Origin of the sequence: Undibacterium sp. Di27W, assembly GCF_049340345.1 — a bacterium.
Taxonomy (GTDB): Bacteria; Pseudomonadota; Gammaproteobacteria; order Burkholderiales; family Burkholderiaceae_D; genus Undibacterium.
Genome location: NZ_JBMPOS010000027.1, coordinates 1 through 14,906, shown reverse-complemented (window position 1 = coordinate 14,906; position 14,906 = coordinate 1). Strand labels below are relative to the sequence as shown.

Sequence of the window (14,906 nt, the reverse complement as noted above, 5' to 3'; positions counted from 1 at the left end):
CCTTCAATTGATGAGTATCAGTTCAGGCCAACCTACACAAACTGTAAAAAAATGTTGCCGCTAATCCAAAGCTGACCAGACGGGGGTACGGGCAAAAAAATAAATGAAACCTTTAATTTAATAGCTAAAAAAACAGTTCTATCTGACGTACTTTACGTTTGTTTCAATGTAGGCAGTCATCGCGTCATTCCGAACCGCCTAGCGCAGCGACCTAGAGTAACATTGTCCAAAATTATCCAAATGCTGGATCGCAAGGTTTGTTGAGTTTTTTTCGTTGTCGCCTCGCTTTAATCTCGTCGTCGTCCGCAATTGTGAATTGCGTTTAAAGGTGGTTCACGTTCGCACACAAGCTTTATTGTTGTGCCTACCCGCCGAGGAACAACAATTGCGCCTTGGTCAAGACAATTTCCTCCTAATCGGAACATGCCATGAATCAATTTTTTTTCCGTATTTCCCCAGTCAGCTCAGCCATTGGTCTGGTGAGTGTTGCGCTGTTCCTAACAGCATCTCTGGCTTATGGCGCATCGAACACCGCCACCGGGTCTCCTACTGCGGTTGAACTTAGTGCCGCCGCGCAAAGTCCTAGCCAGCACAAACATACATTGCCATCAGTGTTTCGCAAAGGGAATGTATACATTAAGGTCTCGATCAACAGTCATCCCGATGCATGGATGATCCTTGATACGGGTTCATCTAATTCAATGATCGATCCGGCCTACGCAAAATTGATCGAACTCAAGTTGACCGTGAAGGCGGAAACAACGGACGGCTTCGGGTCAACGAAGATGGAGACCTTTGATACCGATACCGTTCATCTACGAGTAGGAGACGAAGAGGAACGAATGGTTCCATTCGAGTCGATTGCGCTTGGCGGTATGATGGGGCCAGATGGTGTCGCCGTAGCCGGTATATTGGGCTACAGTTTTCTGGAAAAGAAATCGATCGTCATCGACTACAAACACGAAGAAGTTTACTTCGATACGAGTGCGAAAAGGGCGAATCGTCTTGATATGGCAATGACGCTGAAGAATGGTTTGCCAATCATCAAGTTGAAGATTGCAAGCCGGTCGATCAGTTCCCTCATCGACACCGGCGGTTCCTATGACGTGATCATTACGCCGGCCATGGCCAAAGAACTTGGCATTAAAAACCTGATGGCCGACGCTAAGTCTACCGGTACGGTTGGGCATGGCGGTGAGCAGCATATCGTCGTCGGTAAGGCTCCCGTCATGACGATCGGCGACTTGGTTGTGCGCGACATGAACGCCGCATACACAACATTCGGCACGGCGAGTGAGGAGATTGGTGCGAGCGTATCGCTCGGCATAGGCTTCCTCAAAAATTACAAGGTGACCCTGAACTACGCAGCCAATACCGTACGATTCGAGCCATAAGAGGATGACTGACAGCATGAAATACCTACGCGGATTCTTCGCTACACTCTATCTGGCCGGTTGCTTCTCCAATGCCATCGCCGTCACGGCTGATCCTGTCGAAAAATTCGTCGACACCTATAGCAAGATGTATGCAGAGCTGGGCTTGGGTGCCGACCTGGAATTATCCTACGTCAAGCACATTGAGTCTCTTTTACAACACACCGATATCGCGCGACAACACGATGCATTTGACCAACTTGACCAGCAACTTACAGCGCTCGACAAGCGCAGTGGAAATCCTTGCCAGCAATTGCAGCTCCAACAAATCGCCTTCGAGCTGGAATTAAATCAGCAAAAGCTGGCGCTGCTCGACCAATACCTCGCGCTAGGCAAACACGCCGTTCTGTCCGACAAGGGGCTTTACGAGAGCAGCCTGGCCAAACAGTGGTACGCCTATCTGCTCAAGGCGTGGCTTACGATCGACACAACGCCGGAAACACTGATGGCGATGGGGCACTCAGAGTTGAAAAAGGCAATTGCCCGCTATCGCGAACTGCAGGTGAATATGGGCTACGGCGGGCGCGACAAAGAGTTTGCCGCTTACCTGGACAGTGCCGCTTTTAGCTACCCTGACGGCACGACGCCACAAGCCGACTATGAAATGCGCCAGAGCGCAGTGTACCAAAACCTCAACAAACTATTCCTACCGACCTCGATCACGCCGCCGCAGATTCGCAAATCCGAACTGGGCGCCTCCTTACTCGTTGATGGCTACTACGAGCCCAATGAGGCCACTTTTTATTTCAACAAGACCAAAAACCGTTATAGTCGGCGCAACATCGACTGGTTACTGTTGCATGAAAGTACCCCTGGACACCATTTTCAAGACCGCTACGTGTTGGAACAACATGGCTGCCTCATTGGCGTTCCGCATTCCTTTTATTCAGCTTACGTTGAGGGCTGGGGCGCCTACGTAGAGGAATTTGGCGCTCAGCTCGGCCTGTTTCAGACTAATGCCGATGCCTTGGGTGCCGTGGAATGGGACATGGTACGTTCGATCCGTGTTGTGCTTGATGTCGGCATCAACTACTTCGGCTGGACTGAGCAGCAAGCCAGAGATTATTGGCAGAGCGAGTTACCGATGTTGCCAACTCTGGCCGAGCGCGAGATTGCCCGCGTGCACAAATGGCCAGTGCAGGCCATCACATACAAGCAAGGCGCCGTAATGCTGCGCCGTCTGCGCAGCGAGGCCCAGGTGCGCCTAGGCAGCAGCTTCGACATCCGCGCTTTCCACGACCATGTGCTGAGAAATGGCCCAGTGCCGCTCTCTATACTTGCCGATGTGGTTAAGCGCGACGAATAAATTGATCGCGATATCGACAGAGAATTGCGATCCTGACGGTATGGTATTTCAGCATTGACTAGCGTCTCGCAAAAAGGCTTTGTCGGTGGTGGGCACATTGGCGGACAGGCAAGACAATGGGTCTGTCGCGTTATTTAATAGAATGCGAATTTTTACCGTAACTTTAGGAGTATGTATGATCACTTTGTCGACAGGTTTGACCTTCCTGCTTGCTGTCACGGGCCTGTTTCTCACACCTGGGCCAAATATGGTTTTCGTCATTTCACATGGCGTTGCCCATGGGCGCCGCGCCGGACTGGCTGCCTCCTTCGGCATCGGCACCGCGGATTTATTACTCACGCTGGCATCGAGCGCAGGTTTGACAGCGCTCGTTGCTGCGTGGCCACCTGGCTTTACCGTGATACGCACGGGTGGTGCTGTCTATCTTTGCTACCTGGCTGTACAAGCGCTGCAACAGACCGGTCCGATAGTCATCGGCGCGTATCGACGCATGTCGACGGTACGTATTTTTCACAGAGCGTTGGTTAGTTGTCTTCTCAACCCCAAGGCGCTACTTTTCTTTACCGTCTTCCTGCCACAGTTTGTAGATGTGACACGCGGCAAGGTAAGTACGCAGTTGGCCGAACTGGGGTTACTCCTTTCCGTGTACGCAGTTCTCTTTAATGCAGTGCTGGCGCAGTTCAGTGGGCGCATCGGGCAGTTTTTCCAAAAAAATCCTATCGCCTTGCGTCTGCAGGGGCGCCTTCTAGCACTGGTGTTCGTGGCGCTGGCTTTGCGCCTGATGCTGCAGGGGTCCGCTGCGAGCACCAATGGGACGGATACAAATACAGGAGCGACTGCGCAAAGCGTGGCGCTCGACCTCGCTGGTATGCCTTTAGAGGTGGCTGCTGCACGATCATCGTTGCTTCAATGGCCACCGATGAATGTTACGCTTACGCAAGCAGTTCAACACGATGTGATGCCTCCGAGCAGAAAAGAGGAAAAATTCATGTTTAGCCATGTTACGGTCGGATGTAACGATATTGCCCTTGCAGCAGCGTTTTACGACGCCCTGCTCACCCCGCTCGGCCTGATCCGCCGCAGGATGTCAGTCGATGGCGGACCACCGGGCGCGTGTTGGGTATCACCAGGACAGACCTTGCCAAGATTTTATCTCTACAGTCCTTACAACCGTTTGCCCGCGAACGCAGGCAATGGCAGCATGGTCGCCTTTCTCGCACCTTCAAATTCCGCGGTCGATGCCGCGTATCGTGCGGGCTTGGCCACCCACGGCAGTGACGAAGGCGCACCAGGCGAACTGGCTCACTACGGTACTGGCTATTACGGTGCCTACTTGCGCGACCCGGATGGAAATAAACTGCATATTGTTTGTCGCGCTGATTTGCTCGCGTAGGTGAGACATAATTGCCGGGCCACAGTGTCAGTCTATGGCCTGATGCAAGTATAAAGTGGGCTACCATGTTTACGGTCATTCAATATGGTTTAACAGGCGACTATGACGCCAAAAATAATAACGTTAGAAAGTAGCCTTTTCGGTTGCCGCGCCATGTTGTGTCGCATGCGATCTGAAGATGATGCGGTTTTGATTTCGTAACCGCAGCGGCAAGGTAGCCAAGGGGCTGCCAGTAATTTGTTAAGTCTCTGAAATGGAAAGCTGCAATTCGGACAGCATGAAATCAACGAGGTTTTGTGCTTCCAGCAAACATTGACACCAGGCGCCTGATGTTCTCTGTGCCAATACGCCAAACCACAAGCATGGTCGTCCTGACGCAAACAATCTGGACACAAGTAAGATTCGCCATGTTTCCCGACAACTAGACGCGGCATGCGGCTTATCATCCCACCATACCAACTGTCCGCGGAACTTGATTGCATTAATTCTGCGCGCCCTATAAAGGGTACAAATAATGGAAAAAGTGTGTTTTCGTGAATGATCGATTTAAGATTATCTAACGCATCCTCAGGCAATCGTAATGCAAGCACTGAGCTTCCCTCGATATTTTGTCCACCATCGGATGGGAATTATGCTGCCAGTTGTTGCTGATGCTGCTCACTAAGCCACTGTTCCAGATACTGGATTGGTGATTGGTAGCCCAGTGTTGAGTGTTGCCTCTTGCGATTATAAAAGACTTCGATATATTCGAAACTGATTGCTTTCATTTCTGCAAGTGTTGCATAGCGTTTTCCGTGGATGCGTTCGTTCTTGAAACTGTTGAACCAGCTTTCTGTTGGTGCGTTGTCCCAGCAATTACCCTTGCGGCTCATTGAGCAGACCATGCCATATTCTGGGAGCTTGTCCTGGAATGCCTTGCTGGCGTACTGGCTACCCCGGTCCGAATGATGTAATACCCTAGGCGCTGGCCTGCGGCGAAACCAGGCCATGGTCAATGCATCCGTTACCAGGTCACTGGCCATTTGCGGTTTGAGTGACCAGCCTATCACTTCACGGTTAAACAAATCCAGCACGATGGCAAGATAAAGCCAGCCTTCATCTGTCCATAGATAGGTGATATCTGAGGTCCAGACCTGATTTGGCTTTTCTGGCGTAAATTGACGGTTGAGCAAGTTGGTTGCAACCGGCAAGCCATGCCTTGAGGCAGTTGTTACCCGGTAGCGCCGTTTGTGGCGAGCCCGGATGCCGTTGTCATGCATGAGCCTCTCCACTCTTGCCTTACTGGCTTTGAAGCCCCGCAGGCGTAGCTCTCTAAGCATACGTGGGCTGCCATAAGCACCTTTGAGTTCAGCATGAATGGCAAGGATCAGGGCGAGCATCTGATCATCCGTTAAACGCTTGCTGGCAGGCTTGCCGCCACGTTTCCAGGCGCGGTAGCCACTTAGACTCACATCGAGAACGTCGCACAGTTCAGCCAGTGGAAATACCTTGTCCTGCAATGCTATCCATGCGTACTTCACAGCACATCTTTCGCGAAGTACGCTGCTGCCTTTTTTATGATTTCATTCTCACGCTTTAGCCTGCTGTTCTCTGCACGCAAGCGGGAGAGTTCCATCTGTTCTGGTGTCACTACTTTGTTGCCCGCTCCTTTGAGCTTACCCTCTGCCTGGGCTTTGACCCAGTTACGCAGCGTCTGATCGCTTAAGCCCAGCTCCTTCTTGACGGTTGCTACCGTTTCCCCATCCTGTACACGTTTGACGGCCAACTCCTTGAATTCTGTCGTATACGCCTGCCTTGGTATCTTTTTCCTCTTCTGCCTTTACATAGTTACGTTTATTTTACGTTACCTATGGCAGACTATTTTTCGGGGGAAGCTCACACATCCTGATATGGCGGGACAATTCGAGACAATCCCAAACTTGATTGCTGAAATAACTCAGCAATAGCTTTACTCTGCGTAGAATTACCCGACATTATGTGATATCGAGAAACTCTAGAATTTAACGTCTCCCTAGGAAACGATGGAAGGAAGAACGAAATAGCAGGAAGCATTGATACGTGGGCATAAGAGAAAAATCACAGGCTTGCCTAGCTTGTGGCAAACCTTATTATTGCAAGAGCGATTGCAATCTAAATTTAAATGAAGTTATGGCAAACTTTATTTCCACAAAGCGCAAAATAATTCGATCTAAATATTTGATTGTTATAGGGCGATTGTGGCAGACTTTATTATGAGTCGACACGTGACCAGATTCCATTATGGGGGATCGCCAGATGGCTGAAAGCGAACAACCGCGCCACCTATGAATTGATGCGCTGTCTGACGATACTTCAGTTTTTTAAGCTGAGGAAATCCGGATGACCCTAGAAGAAAGCAGAACACTGTGGCAAGAGCGAATCACGCAATGGTAGCAAAGCGACTTACGACTGGCGGCATTTGCCCGTCAGCACGAGCTCGATATCAAACGGTTGGCTTGCTGGCGCGTGAGGCATAACAACCATGCGCCAGGGACAGCACATCAAACACTCATCCTTTTGCGTATTCAAGGTGCAAGTTCACATGTGGACACATCCATTGCCTCTGCTCCGCCAATCTGCTTGACCATCACCAGCGCTGGCGATTGACACATCGCTTGCCCGCGACCTTGCCTGTTGTGTGGTTAGCAGTCACGCTGGTTGATATGGGTATTTATATTGATGGTTTAACTTCGTGTATCTGACTCTTGCTGGGGGATAATTCAATTGGGCTATGACACATCCAATTTACGAGGATTTTAGTTATTTTTTCACAGCTTATTTTGCAACTTCTTTATGAGTAGGCACGGAGAAATTTCAATATTCTGTTTTTTTTTAATTGCCGCCTTGAGATTATTTCCGACATGCCAAAACGGTCGTATTTACGCCGTATAGGCACAACTTCATTAATTAATTTGATTTGATTGGTGTTTATTCGACGAGATTGACCCGATTTCGGAGCTGACATATTAAAATCTGCCAACATTGCCCTTAATTTCCCAATTCAACTAGCTTATAATTTTTTCCCGGAATTTGGATAATCTCTACTTCGCTTGAAATTTTTTTTGCTTTGCAACTTTCTCTTACCAGCGTAGAGAAATCACTATTGATAATTTGCGCAGCGGCTGCCGAACTATCGTCAGGATTGTGCATTGCATCGTCATAAAATTGCTTAATTTGCAAATCAAGGGCGAGCTTGTCAAATTGAGATATTGATTTCCATTCCAACTTGTCAATTAATGCTCAATGGGACTCTGTTTTGATGGTTTTTGCGTGTTAAATTCATGTCCATCAGCGGGATACATAGATGGACATGGGCTGCTACCCGATCAGCTACGCACCAACACGAAATACCGGCACCCCGCGGAAAGTGGGGAGTCTGAAATTTACGCCGGTTTGGGCTAAGTGTCCCTTCACCTGGTTTTGCCAAAATGACGGCGGTATGAAGCACAATGTATAGCCGCTGCGCAGCGGTAGGATCCCCCACAATTGGCCTCCAGCAAATTACTTTTCGCCGCAGCATACCATGGCTTCTGTAGTAATACTCAACGGTCTTCACGCAAGTTTGGTATCAAACTACTAAGCGCACTGCCCCAGAGAATTAAACCGATTCCGAGCAGTCCGATCGGGCTCTTCGGACCGCCATCCGCCACAAAAGGATAAACAAATGCAAACAATACGATCGCGACACCAGTGAAGTAATGCCGCGGCGCCTTGAACAAGGCAGCCAGCGGTATGAAGTGAGCACCCACTATGAATATTACTGCCGGTAGTATCCAGGCGCTTAGTCCTAAGTAATTCAACGAAAAGGCGGTTCCAAAGATAAGCAGCCATTGCAGACCATTTACGATATTGAAAATTCTTCCAGATCTTTTTCGCTCTGGCGTCTCCGCCTCGGCTTTGTAGGCACTTTTGTTTTGACTGAACTGCCGAACTGATAGTGCCAACATTACGCCACCAAAAAGCAGAAACAGCATCATTGGCTCTGGCTTTGTACCAAAAACTTCCAAACACCACCATATCAACCATGCGGTTCCGAAACAAGAAAACACCATTGAACCAATGGCGTTTCCGGCCTTCCTTGCAGAAAGTGATGACATCAATCGCTCCTATTTTTGTCTGTCTTGGACTTGCCTGATAGGCTAGTATAGCTCGAATTTAAAACTCAAGTCAGCATTGGATCGGTCTCCCCCATGAATGACTGCAATGGAACATCGCTCTTGACAGCCGAGCAGGCCATTGCCTGCGTGCGCTAGCATTGGTTGGTAGAGAATCCCTACACTACCTTCGGGACGCGACCATGCAGAAAGACGCTCGCGCATTTGCTTACAGCAAGGAACTTTTGCGTAGCTGACAAGTAGCCAAGTGAGGTCATCAACATAAAGCCTCAAATTTTTTTCGTAAAAAGACATTGAGGAGTTTTGCGGGCGTTCCGCTTGGCTGCTTTAGGCAGAGCTCCAATTGCTCTACGGTGAACAGGTTGGTATTCAGGACCTGGCGCAGGTTTTCTTGAACTTAGCTTGTACATCAGCCAGATAGGTGCGCATCGTTTTCTCATGCGAAAAAATATAGGTAGCGAAAAAGCGCACGAAAGCATTGGGGACGCTGCCTGCTTCCGTGACGCGTAACTCGCTACTGCCGTTTGTTTCCTTTATTTCAAAAGTCCAACTACCGGAAAATGGCAGTTTGGGATCATCGATTTTAGAAATGATTAAGGTATTGGGTTGGTCCTCAATAATGAGGTACGCAATCTTGCCGTTACCCGACTCTTCGATAAAACGCAATTCACCATCTTTTTGCATGGATTTGATGCCAGTACGCCAGTCAGGATAAGCTTCAAAGTTGCGCACCAGTTCATACAGGGTAGCGGCAGGCACGGGGTAGCTCTGGCTTAAGGTCAAACGATGGTCTCTTGGTGCCAGCATACCCATGGTGAACACGATTAGGGCGATCGAGGCAATGATACCGAGACCAATCAAGACAAACTTCATTTTTCATCCTTTTCTTTCGTGGTTAGTCCGAAACAGGCCTGTGCCAGCAATTCCAGTCCGGCAACTGCTTGTTCTATTTCTGTGTCATTCATTTCAGCCAATACGGCTGTCAGCTTGTCTGCTTCCAGTACCGAACTGTCGCTCATCACTTGCCTACCGTGATTTGTCAGGCGAAGCAGATGGCTACGTTTGTCCGTTGCGACTTCCATTTCCAGTAAGTCTGAACCCATCAGATATTTAATTGCTTCCGACATGGTTGATTTAGTGATTCCCAGGTGCCTTGCAAGTTGCGCTTGGCTCATGGGATCAATCAAATTCAAATGAGCCAGTATCGTTGCATCACGTTGCGATATCGAGACTCCATTTTTTGTCGATAGTTGATGCTCTGTATGGCAAGTCTGGTAAATGCGTGGATAAGCTAACTGTATGCGATAAATGAGTTCGGTTTTGTCCATGATCAACAAGTCTTAGTATAGGTACATGAATAGTGGTTCGTCAAAACGAACTACTGTAGGTAAAAAATTGAAGAAGTTAGGTCGAAACGGCGCGACCGCTTTGCGCACGTGCCAGCACGTTTTGTATTGCCTTACAATGCAGACTTGCCGATTTTTAAGTACAAATCATGCAGGCACGCTTCTTCATTGCCGTTGCTACTGGTGCTTTTGGCGCACAAGTACTAAAGTAAATCTTGCCTACTGACGTGCTCACATATTGGCGAACTGGCTGACTGAAGCAATGTATCAAATGGCACACGGCCTTGGTATGCTGGCAGTCAGCATTTTGATGCGAAAAAAGTCATTGATCTGTACACCAGGAAGACCGGGGCACAAGTAATTGCTAAAAAACTAGTCGTGTGCAGATCACCGTTGTACAAATGGAAAAATCAATTACTCTGCCGCGAGACTCCCACATATATGAAACACTTAAATAATTCAAAACCACGTCCTGAGCACTGAGCTGCATAGGTAAGTCGCATCACTTCAGCAGAGCATTCGATGTTTACAGTCTGAACACGATTTATTGAAGATGACCAATGGATTGTTAAAAAGCACAGGGCATCAATATGCAGATACTAAGTAACTGGGAGAAGACGCTATTGGTTGACTGCCTATAGCAAACCTATGCGCTGTCGAATCTCTTGCAGAACTTGACCTTGCCCCCAGTTCCTAGGTTTATCATTGGATTCAACTCCTTGGCACTGACAAGTATGCTAATGCTCGTCTTGCCATCATCTATGTCTCCAATTGCAATCACCGTTCGTACGGTTATCGGCGGATTCCAGTCGTGACACCTGTGCCGGAACCTGCGTCTATCCACTGCCAGAGCCGTTTCCGCCCCCAAAGAAACCAGGCAGGATATCAATAACACACATCCTACCCGGCAACAGACGCAGTAAACGCAAGGTCTGCTATCAGGCAATATTGTGGGTAGTATGCACCGAACTACCCACCAAGCCCACATACTCGATATTGGGTTCACTGATGACGTGGGTACTGTTGTAGACATTGCTGCCATTGTCAGAATCAGTGATGCGCAATTCTATGACCATGTCTTCATTGCTACCGCTGGAAAAATGTCCTTTCATCGGGATGAACGCGAGATTATGTAGTGCGGCTTCCAGATTGCCCATGCTGCCGCTGATCTGGTAAATACCGGTTTGCGTATCATAATGACCGCCAGAAGATTCTAGCTCAATGATGCGGCCCGCTGCCGGATTGGCCAGCTTGACGCTGACAGTAGCGCTAGCACTATCGGTATCTGTCACGCTGACACCTGCAAACAGTGATTTGAGATCTTCTATCGTTACGTTACCAGGCAGATGGCTGATGACAGGCGCTGCATTGGCATGGCCACTGACATTAATACTGTTGCCAGTCAGGTCTGCGGTATTGCTGCCAGTGACGACGCTGTCCCAGTCGTCACTGGCGACCAGGTTATAGCTCACACCACCAAGCGAAGTGTTTCCATTTTTATTCAGCAACGTGTTCAGGGCAATGGTGTCTGCATCTGCCAGTGTTATGGAAAAATGATTTTCATCCGTGATTTCGACGTTACCTGTCGCTGCTAAAGTACGGCTGACGCCACCTTCCCCAATGACAGACAGCTTGCTGACGGTGATATCGTTATTTGCCCCAGCGGTTTTCACCAGTGAAGCGCCGCTGACACTGAGCACATGACTGCTTGCATTGTAAGTAGCGGAGCTGATTGTTGGTGACAGCAACGAGTCAACGCGTGCCGTTGTCTGGATGGGCGCTTGCGTATTGCCATCGACATACCAGCCTGGCGTCGCAATAAATGTATAGCCCGTACCATCCACCGCCATCGTACCGTTTTGATCGAGAATACCATTGAGGGTGGTACGCTCAGAGTCACTGATGGAGAATGTAAGGGTACTGCCGCTGTCGACCCAGCCGCCGGTAATCGCACCAGACAGCGTATAGCTTGCACCGTTTTGTCCTTTTAGCGTGAAATGATCAAACTTAATCTTGCTCATGTCGAAGCTTTCGAAATTCCACAAATTGGTCGAAGTCATCGAGAAATAACTGCCACTGGCATGATAGGCAATATTACTAACAATAGCTGGCACACCCGATACCTGTACATCGCCTGCCTGCGTATAAGACCGAATGTTAGTACCAGTGACAACACCGTTCCAGTCATCCTCACCCCAGATGCGGTAAAAAATCGAACTCGCTGCACTGTCATGGTCGTGGTCAATGACTGTCGCCAAGGAGGCGGCATCGGCGTCGGATAAAATCACATCAAAATGGTTAGCGTCACGTAATTCCACACCGCCGCTCGTCAGCTTTTTCAGATTGGTCCATGGACCTAGGCTGAGTTTGGATACATCAATATCATTGTTCATCCCTGGCACTTTTACTAGGTGATCACCTGTCACTGACAACTTATGCGTGATGGCATCGTAAGTCGCCGAGGTGATTACTGGTGCGACGACGCCGCTAACAGTGACGGTATTACTGACATCTGCCGCCGTGGCCGTGCTGACATCCCAACCGCTGGCAGCTGACATATTGAAGTTGAGGCCACTGACAGCCGCATTGCCATTTTTGTCCAGCAAACCATTAAGGTTTAATTGGTCACCCGCATTCAGCGTGATGCTGAAACCCCCTGTTGTAGCCAGCACGGGCGCACTCGTTAATTGATAACTGTTACCACCTTCACCGGTGAAACTGAGTTTGCCAGGATCAATATGGTCACCTGCCGTAATGCCATTTCCTGTTACTGTCAATACGCCTGTGCTGGCGTTATAGCTAGCGCCGTTGATGGAAGTGCTGACGCCGGTCACACTCAGGTAGCTGTTGAGGTCCGCAGTATTGCCGCCGGTGACAACGCTGTTCCAGTCATCCGCCGCGACGAGGTTATATGACAGGCCACTGCTGGCTGTACTACCGTTCTTGTTGACAAGGACATTGACTGCGTTGGCGTCTGTATCACTTAGCGTGACAGAGAAATGGCTTTCATCAATAATCTCTACATTACCTGTGGCAGAAAGGCTGTGGTTGATGCCACCTTCACCGACAATGGATAATTTGCTGACTATCACATCATTATTGGCTCCCACGGTCTTCACGAGCGAAGAACCAGAAACGCTCAATACGTGTGTCGTCGCATTATAGTTGGCAGAATTGATGACAGGCGAAGTGACAGACACTGTCGTGACCGTTGACTGGCTAGATGCCTGTGTATTGCCATCGACATACCAGCCCGGCGTTGCAGAAAAACTGTAGCTGCTACCATCGACTGCGCCTGCCCCATTCTGGTTCAAGATGCCATTCAAGCTGATGCGATCAGCTTCTGAGACAGTAAATGCCAGTGTATTGCCGCTGTCCACCCAGCCATTGGTAATCGCACCTGACAATGTATACGTGGTACCTTCCTGACCCTTCAACGTGAAATGGTCAAACTTGATCTTGCTCATGTCAAACGTATTAAAGTCATATAGATTCGCTGAAGTAATCCTGAACGAACCGGCACTTGCAAAATAATTGACATTGCTTAGCGTTACAGGTACACCCGACACCTGCACATCCCCCGATTGCGTGTAAGTGAGGGTATCGCCACCGGTAACGACGCCGTTCCAGTTATCACTGCCCCAGATACGGTAAAAAATTGATGTGGATGCGTGGCTGTGATCATGGTCAATGACTGTCGCCAGTGTATTGACATCGGACTCAGATAAAGTCACTTCAAAGTGATTGACATCAGTCAGTTCCACATTGTTGCTGGTCAGTGGTTTAAGATTTGTCCACGGCCCCAGTTCAAGTTTGGATACATTGATATCATTATCTGCACCGGCTACTTTGACCAGATGCGCCCCAGTGACACTGAGCTTGTGTGTAATGGCATTATAGGTAGCTGACGTAATGATTGGTGCCAGTACATCATTGACACTGACCGGATTACTGAAGTCTGTCGGTGCAGCGCTGCTACTGTCCCAGCCGGCCATTGCCAGCAGGTTATAACTATGGCCGCTGACGGCGACGCTGCCGTTGACGTCCAGCAAGCCATTCAGATTGAGCTTGTCTGCTGCATTTAGTGTGACGGAAAAAGTATTGGCCGTGACCGTCGAAATGCTTGTCGTCGTCAACTGATAGGTGTTGCCAGCTTCTCCGGTAAAAGAAAATTTACTGAGGTCAATATGGTCGCCAGCCGCAATCGTATTGCCACTGACTGTCAGTATGCCTTTGTCGGCGTCATAAATGGCAGCACTAATGCTGGTCGCCGCAGCTGCCGCACCAGAAGGCATGATAACGCCAGAATTATTTGAAAAAGCTGTATTGCTGACTGCCATGTAAGTTCCTTAGTATATGTCATCAATGGATTGCGTAACCGGATTGGCCTTTGGGGAACTCCAGTGTCCGACTGCAATGTGGATCAACGCGGAATCATTACGATTACGCAAAAGCACTGTACGAGCCAAATGACTTTTTTGACACTCTACTAAAGTAGGGGGACGCGCTGTTAGTTGTAAGCAAATATGACAAACATAAAGAGGGACTAAGCTGAAAGCAATCAAAACGATTCATTGCCGCACCAGCATTCATAAATTATTACAGCATCCCGTTCTTATGTTTACAGATGTTGCACGGCAGATTACTGTACTAATTGTATTGGTCTGCCTAAATGAAAAGCCAAAAACAATTTGAAACAATTGTGATCGACAAATTCTTGAACAGAAGACAGAACCAAATTTCGTTAAACAGATCTAATCAATTTGTATTAAATTAAAAGAGTCTCTTGAATGTATCGTTTCTTACCTTTCCTCAAACGTATATTATCTGCCAGTCTGTTGCTGAGTGTAGTAATAGCCAATGCCGCCGATTTACCTAAGTTGGCAGTCAAATTACAACTTAACCATATTGCAGAAGGGAAATGGCGTGCTGATTATTTCTTTGATGAGGCTATAAATAAGCTTAGTTTTGAAATCGTTGGAGATTATCGCGCGAAAGCTTGGAAAGCCATCACACCTGGCGTGCGCTATCAGCAAGGCGCCAAGGTGGAAGAGTTTGTGGCTGACCAGCCGGTCAAAACCATCAGTCTGGAAATCAGCACTTATAGTAGCTTCGCACCCAAAAACTATGCACCCAACAATCGATTTTCTGATGGTGGTGCGGCAGTATGAGGTGTACTGTCAATAGCGGACACTCATGTTCTAAGCTGCCAGTGACTGCCGATTAAAATTTTCAGCAAACAAAGCAGGCGATATATTGCCAAGACGCGAGTGACGTCGCTGACGGTTATAAAAG

Annotated in this window: 11 protein-coding genes and 1 pseudogene; 5 read left to right on the top strand and 7 right to left on the bottom strand. The window is 48.6% G+C overall.

The features are described from left to right. Positions 1 to 428 precede the first annotated feature (428 nt). The 4 genes and pseudogenes from ACO0LF_RS29835 to ACO0LF_RS29820 all read left to right on the top strand — a co-directional run bounded on the left by ACO0LF_RS29835 (position 429) and on the right by ACO0LF_RS29820 (position 4,132). Positions 429 to 1,394 carry an aspartyl protease family protein gene (locus tag ACO0LF_RS29835; RefSeq protein ID WP_423020792.1) on the top strand — a complete coding sequence of 322 codons (966 nt, stop codon included), beginning with the start codon at positions 429 to 431 and terminating at the stop codon, positions 1,392 to 1,394. 16 nt (positions 1,395 to 1,410) lie between these two features. Beyond that, positions 1,411 to 2,739 carry a DUF885 domain-containing protein gene (locus ACO0LF_RS29830; RefSeq protein WP_423020790.1) on the top strand — a complete coding sequence of 443 codons (1,329 nt, stop codon included), beginning with the start codon at positions 1,411 to 1,413 and terminating at the stop codon, positions 2,737 to 2,739. A 142-nt stretch (positions 2,740 to 2,881) separates the two neighbouring features. Beyond that, positions 2,882 to 3,517 (top strand): annotated as a pseudogene (locus tag ACO0LF_RS29825) (LysE family translocator); the annotation flags it as partial. A 210-nt stretch (positions 3,518 to 3,727) separates the two neighbouring features. Continuing rightward, complete coding sequence (locus ACO0LF_RS29820) at positions 3,728 to 4,132, top strand: VOC family protein (RefSeq protein ID WP_423020820.1); 405 nt, start codon at positions 3,728 to 3,730, stop codon at positions 4,130 to 4,132. 89 nt (positions 4,133 to 4,221) lie between these two features. Here the strand turns inward: ACO0LF_RS29820 and ACO0LF_RS29815 are convergent, their stop codons facing one another. From ACO0LF_RS29815 to ACO0LF_RS29785, 7 genes are all read right to left on the bottom strand, one after another. Then, positions 4,222 to 4,566: a TniQ family protein gene (locus ACO0LF_RS29815; protein ID WP_423020818.1), complete on the bottom strand. Its 345-nt coding sequence runs from the start codon at positions 4,564 to 4,566 to the stop codon at positions 4,222 to 4,224. Between the two features lie 195 nt (positions 4,567 to 4,761). After that, positions 4,762 to 5,933, bottom strand: a protein-coding gene (locus ACO0LF_RS29810; protein ID WP_423020816.1) for an IS3 family transposase whose coding sequence is annotated in 2 segments (ribosomal slippage) — positions 4,762 to 5,690 and positions 5,690 to 5,933 — 1,173 coding nt in all. Because the reading frame shifts where the segments join, the coding sequence is not laid out codon by codon here. A gap of 1,205 nt (positions 5,934 to 7,138) precedes the next feature. Next, complete coding sequence (locus tag ACO0LF_RS29805; protein WP_423020788.1) at positions 7,139 to 7,375, bottom strand: hypothetical protein; 237 nt, start codon at positions 7,373 to 7,375, stop codon at positions 7,139 to 7,141. 317 nt (positions 7,376 to 7,692) lie between these two features. Then, positions 7,693 to 8,247: a hypothetical protein gene (locus ACO0LF_RS29800; protein ID WP_423020786.1), complete on the bottom strand. Its 555-nt coding sequence runs from the start codon at positions 8,245 to 8,247 to the stop codon at positions 7,693 to 7,695. Between the two features lie 387 nt (positions 8,248 to 8,634). Beyond that, positions 8,635 to 9,138 (bottom strand): hypothetical protein, encoded by a 504-nt coding sequence (locus ACO0LF_RS29795; protein WP_423020784.1) that lies wholly within the window; start codon positions 9,136 to 9,138, stop codon positions 8,635 to 8,637. Continuing rightward, positions 9,135 to 9,593 carry a MarR family winged helix-turn-helix transcriptional regulator gene (locus tag ACO0LF_RS29790; RefSeq protein ID WP_423020782.1) on the bottom strand — a complete coding sequence of 153 codons (459 nt, stop codon included), beginning with the start codon at positions 9,591 to 9,593 and terminating at the stop codon, positions 9,135 to 9,137. Before ACO0LF_RS29790 ends, ACO0LF_RS29795 begins: the two co-directional genes overlap by 4 nt. A 956-nt stretch (positions 9,594 to 10,549) precedes the next feature. Beyond that, on the bottom strand, positions 10,550 to 13,951 hold the full coding sequence (locus tag ACO0LF_RS29785; RefSeq protein WP_423020780.1) for a beta strand repeat-containing protein: 3,402 nt from the start codon (positions 13,949 to 13,951) through the stop codon (positions 10,550 to 10,552). 450 nt (positions 13,952 to 14,401) lie between these two features. Between ACO0LF_RS29785 and ACO0LF_RS29780 the strand changes: the two genes are divergently transcribed. Further along, on the top strand, positions 14,402 to 14,782 hold the full coding sequence (locus ACO0LF_RS29780) for a hypothetical protein (protein WP_423020778.1): 381 nt from the start codon (positions 14,402 to 14,404) through the stop codon (positions 14,780 to 14,782). Positions 14,783 to 14,906 lie beyond the last annotated feature (124 nt).

Bases quoted from the DNA above. Each gene is read 5' to 3' on its own strand.
- ACO0LF_RS29835 (WP_423020792.1), top strand. From the start codon at position 429: ATGAATCAATTTTTTTTCCGTATTTCCCCAGTCAGCTCAGCCATTGGT.
- ACO0LF_RS29830 (WP_423020790.1), top strand. From the start codon at position 1,411: ATGAAATACCTACGCGGATTCTTCGCTACACTCTATCTGGCCGGTTGC.
- ACO0LF_RS29820 (WP_423020820.1), top strand. From the start codon at position 3,728: ATGTTTAGCCATGTTACGGTCGGATGTAACGATATTGCCCTTGCAGCA.
- ACO0LF_RS29815 (WP_423020818.1), bottom strand. From the start codon at position 4,566: ATGCCGCGTCTAGTTGTCGGGAAACATGGCGAATCTTACTTGTGTCCA.
- ACO0LF_RS29800 (WP_423020786.1), bottom strand. From the start codon at position 8,247: ATGTCATCACTTTCTGCAAGGAAGGCCGGAAACGCCATTGGTTCAATG.
- ACO0LF_RS29795 (WP_423020784.1), bottom strand. From the start codon at position 9,138: ATGAAGTTTGTCTTGATTGGTCTCGGTATCATTGCCTCGATCGCCCTA.
- ACO0LF_RS29790 (WP_423020782.1), bottom strand. From the start codon at position 9,593: ATGGACAAAACCGAACTCATTTATCGCATACAGTTAGCTTATCCACGC.
- ACO0LF_RS29785 (WP_423020780.1), bottom strand. From the start codon at position 13,951: ATGGCAGTCAGCAATACAGCTTTTTCAAATAATTCTGGCGTTATCATG.
- ACO0LF_RS29780 (WP_423020778.1), top strand. From the start codon at position 14,402: ATGTATCGTTTCTTACCTTTCCTCAAACGTATATTATCTGCCAGTCTG.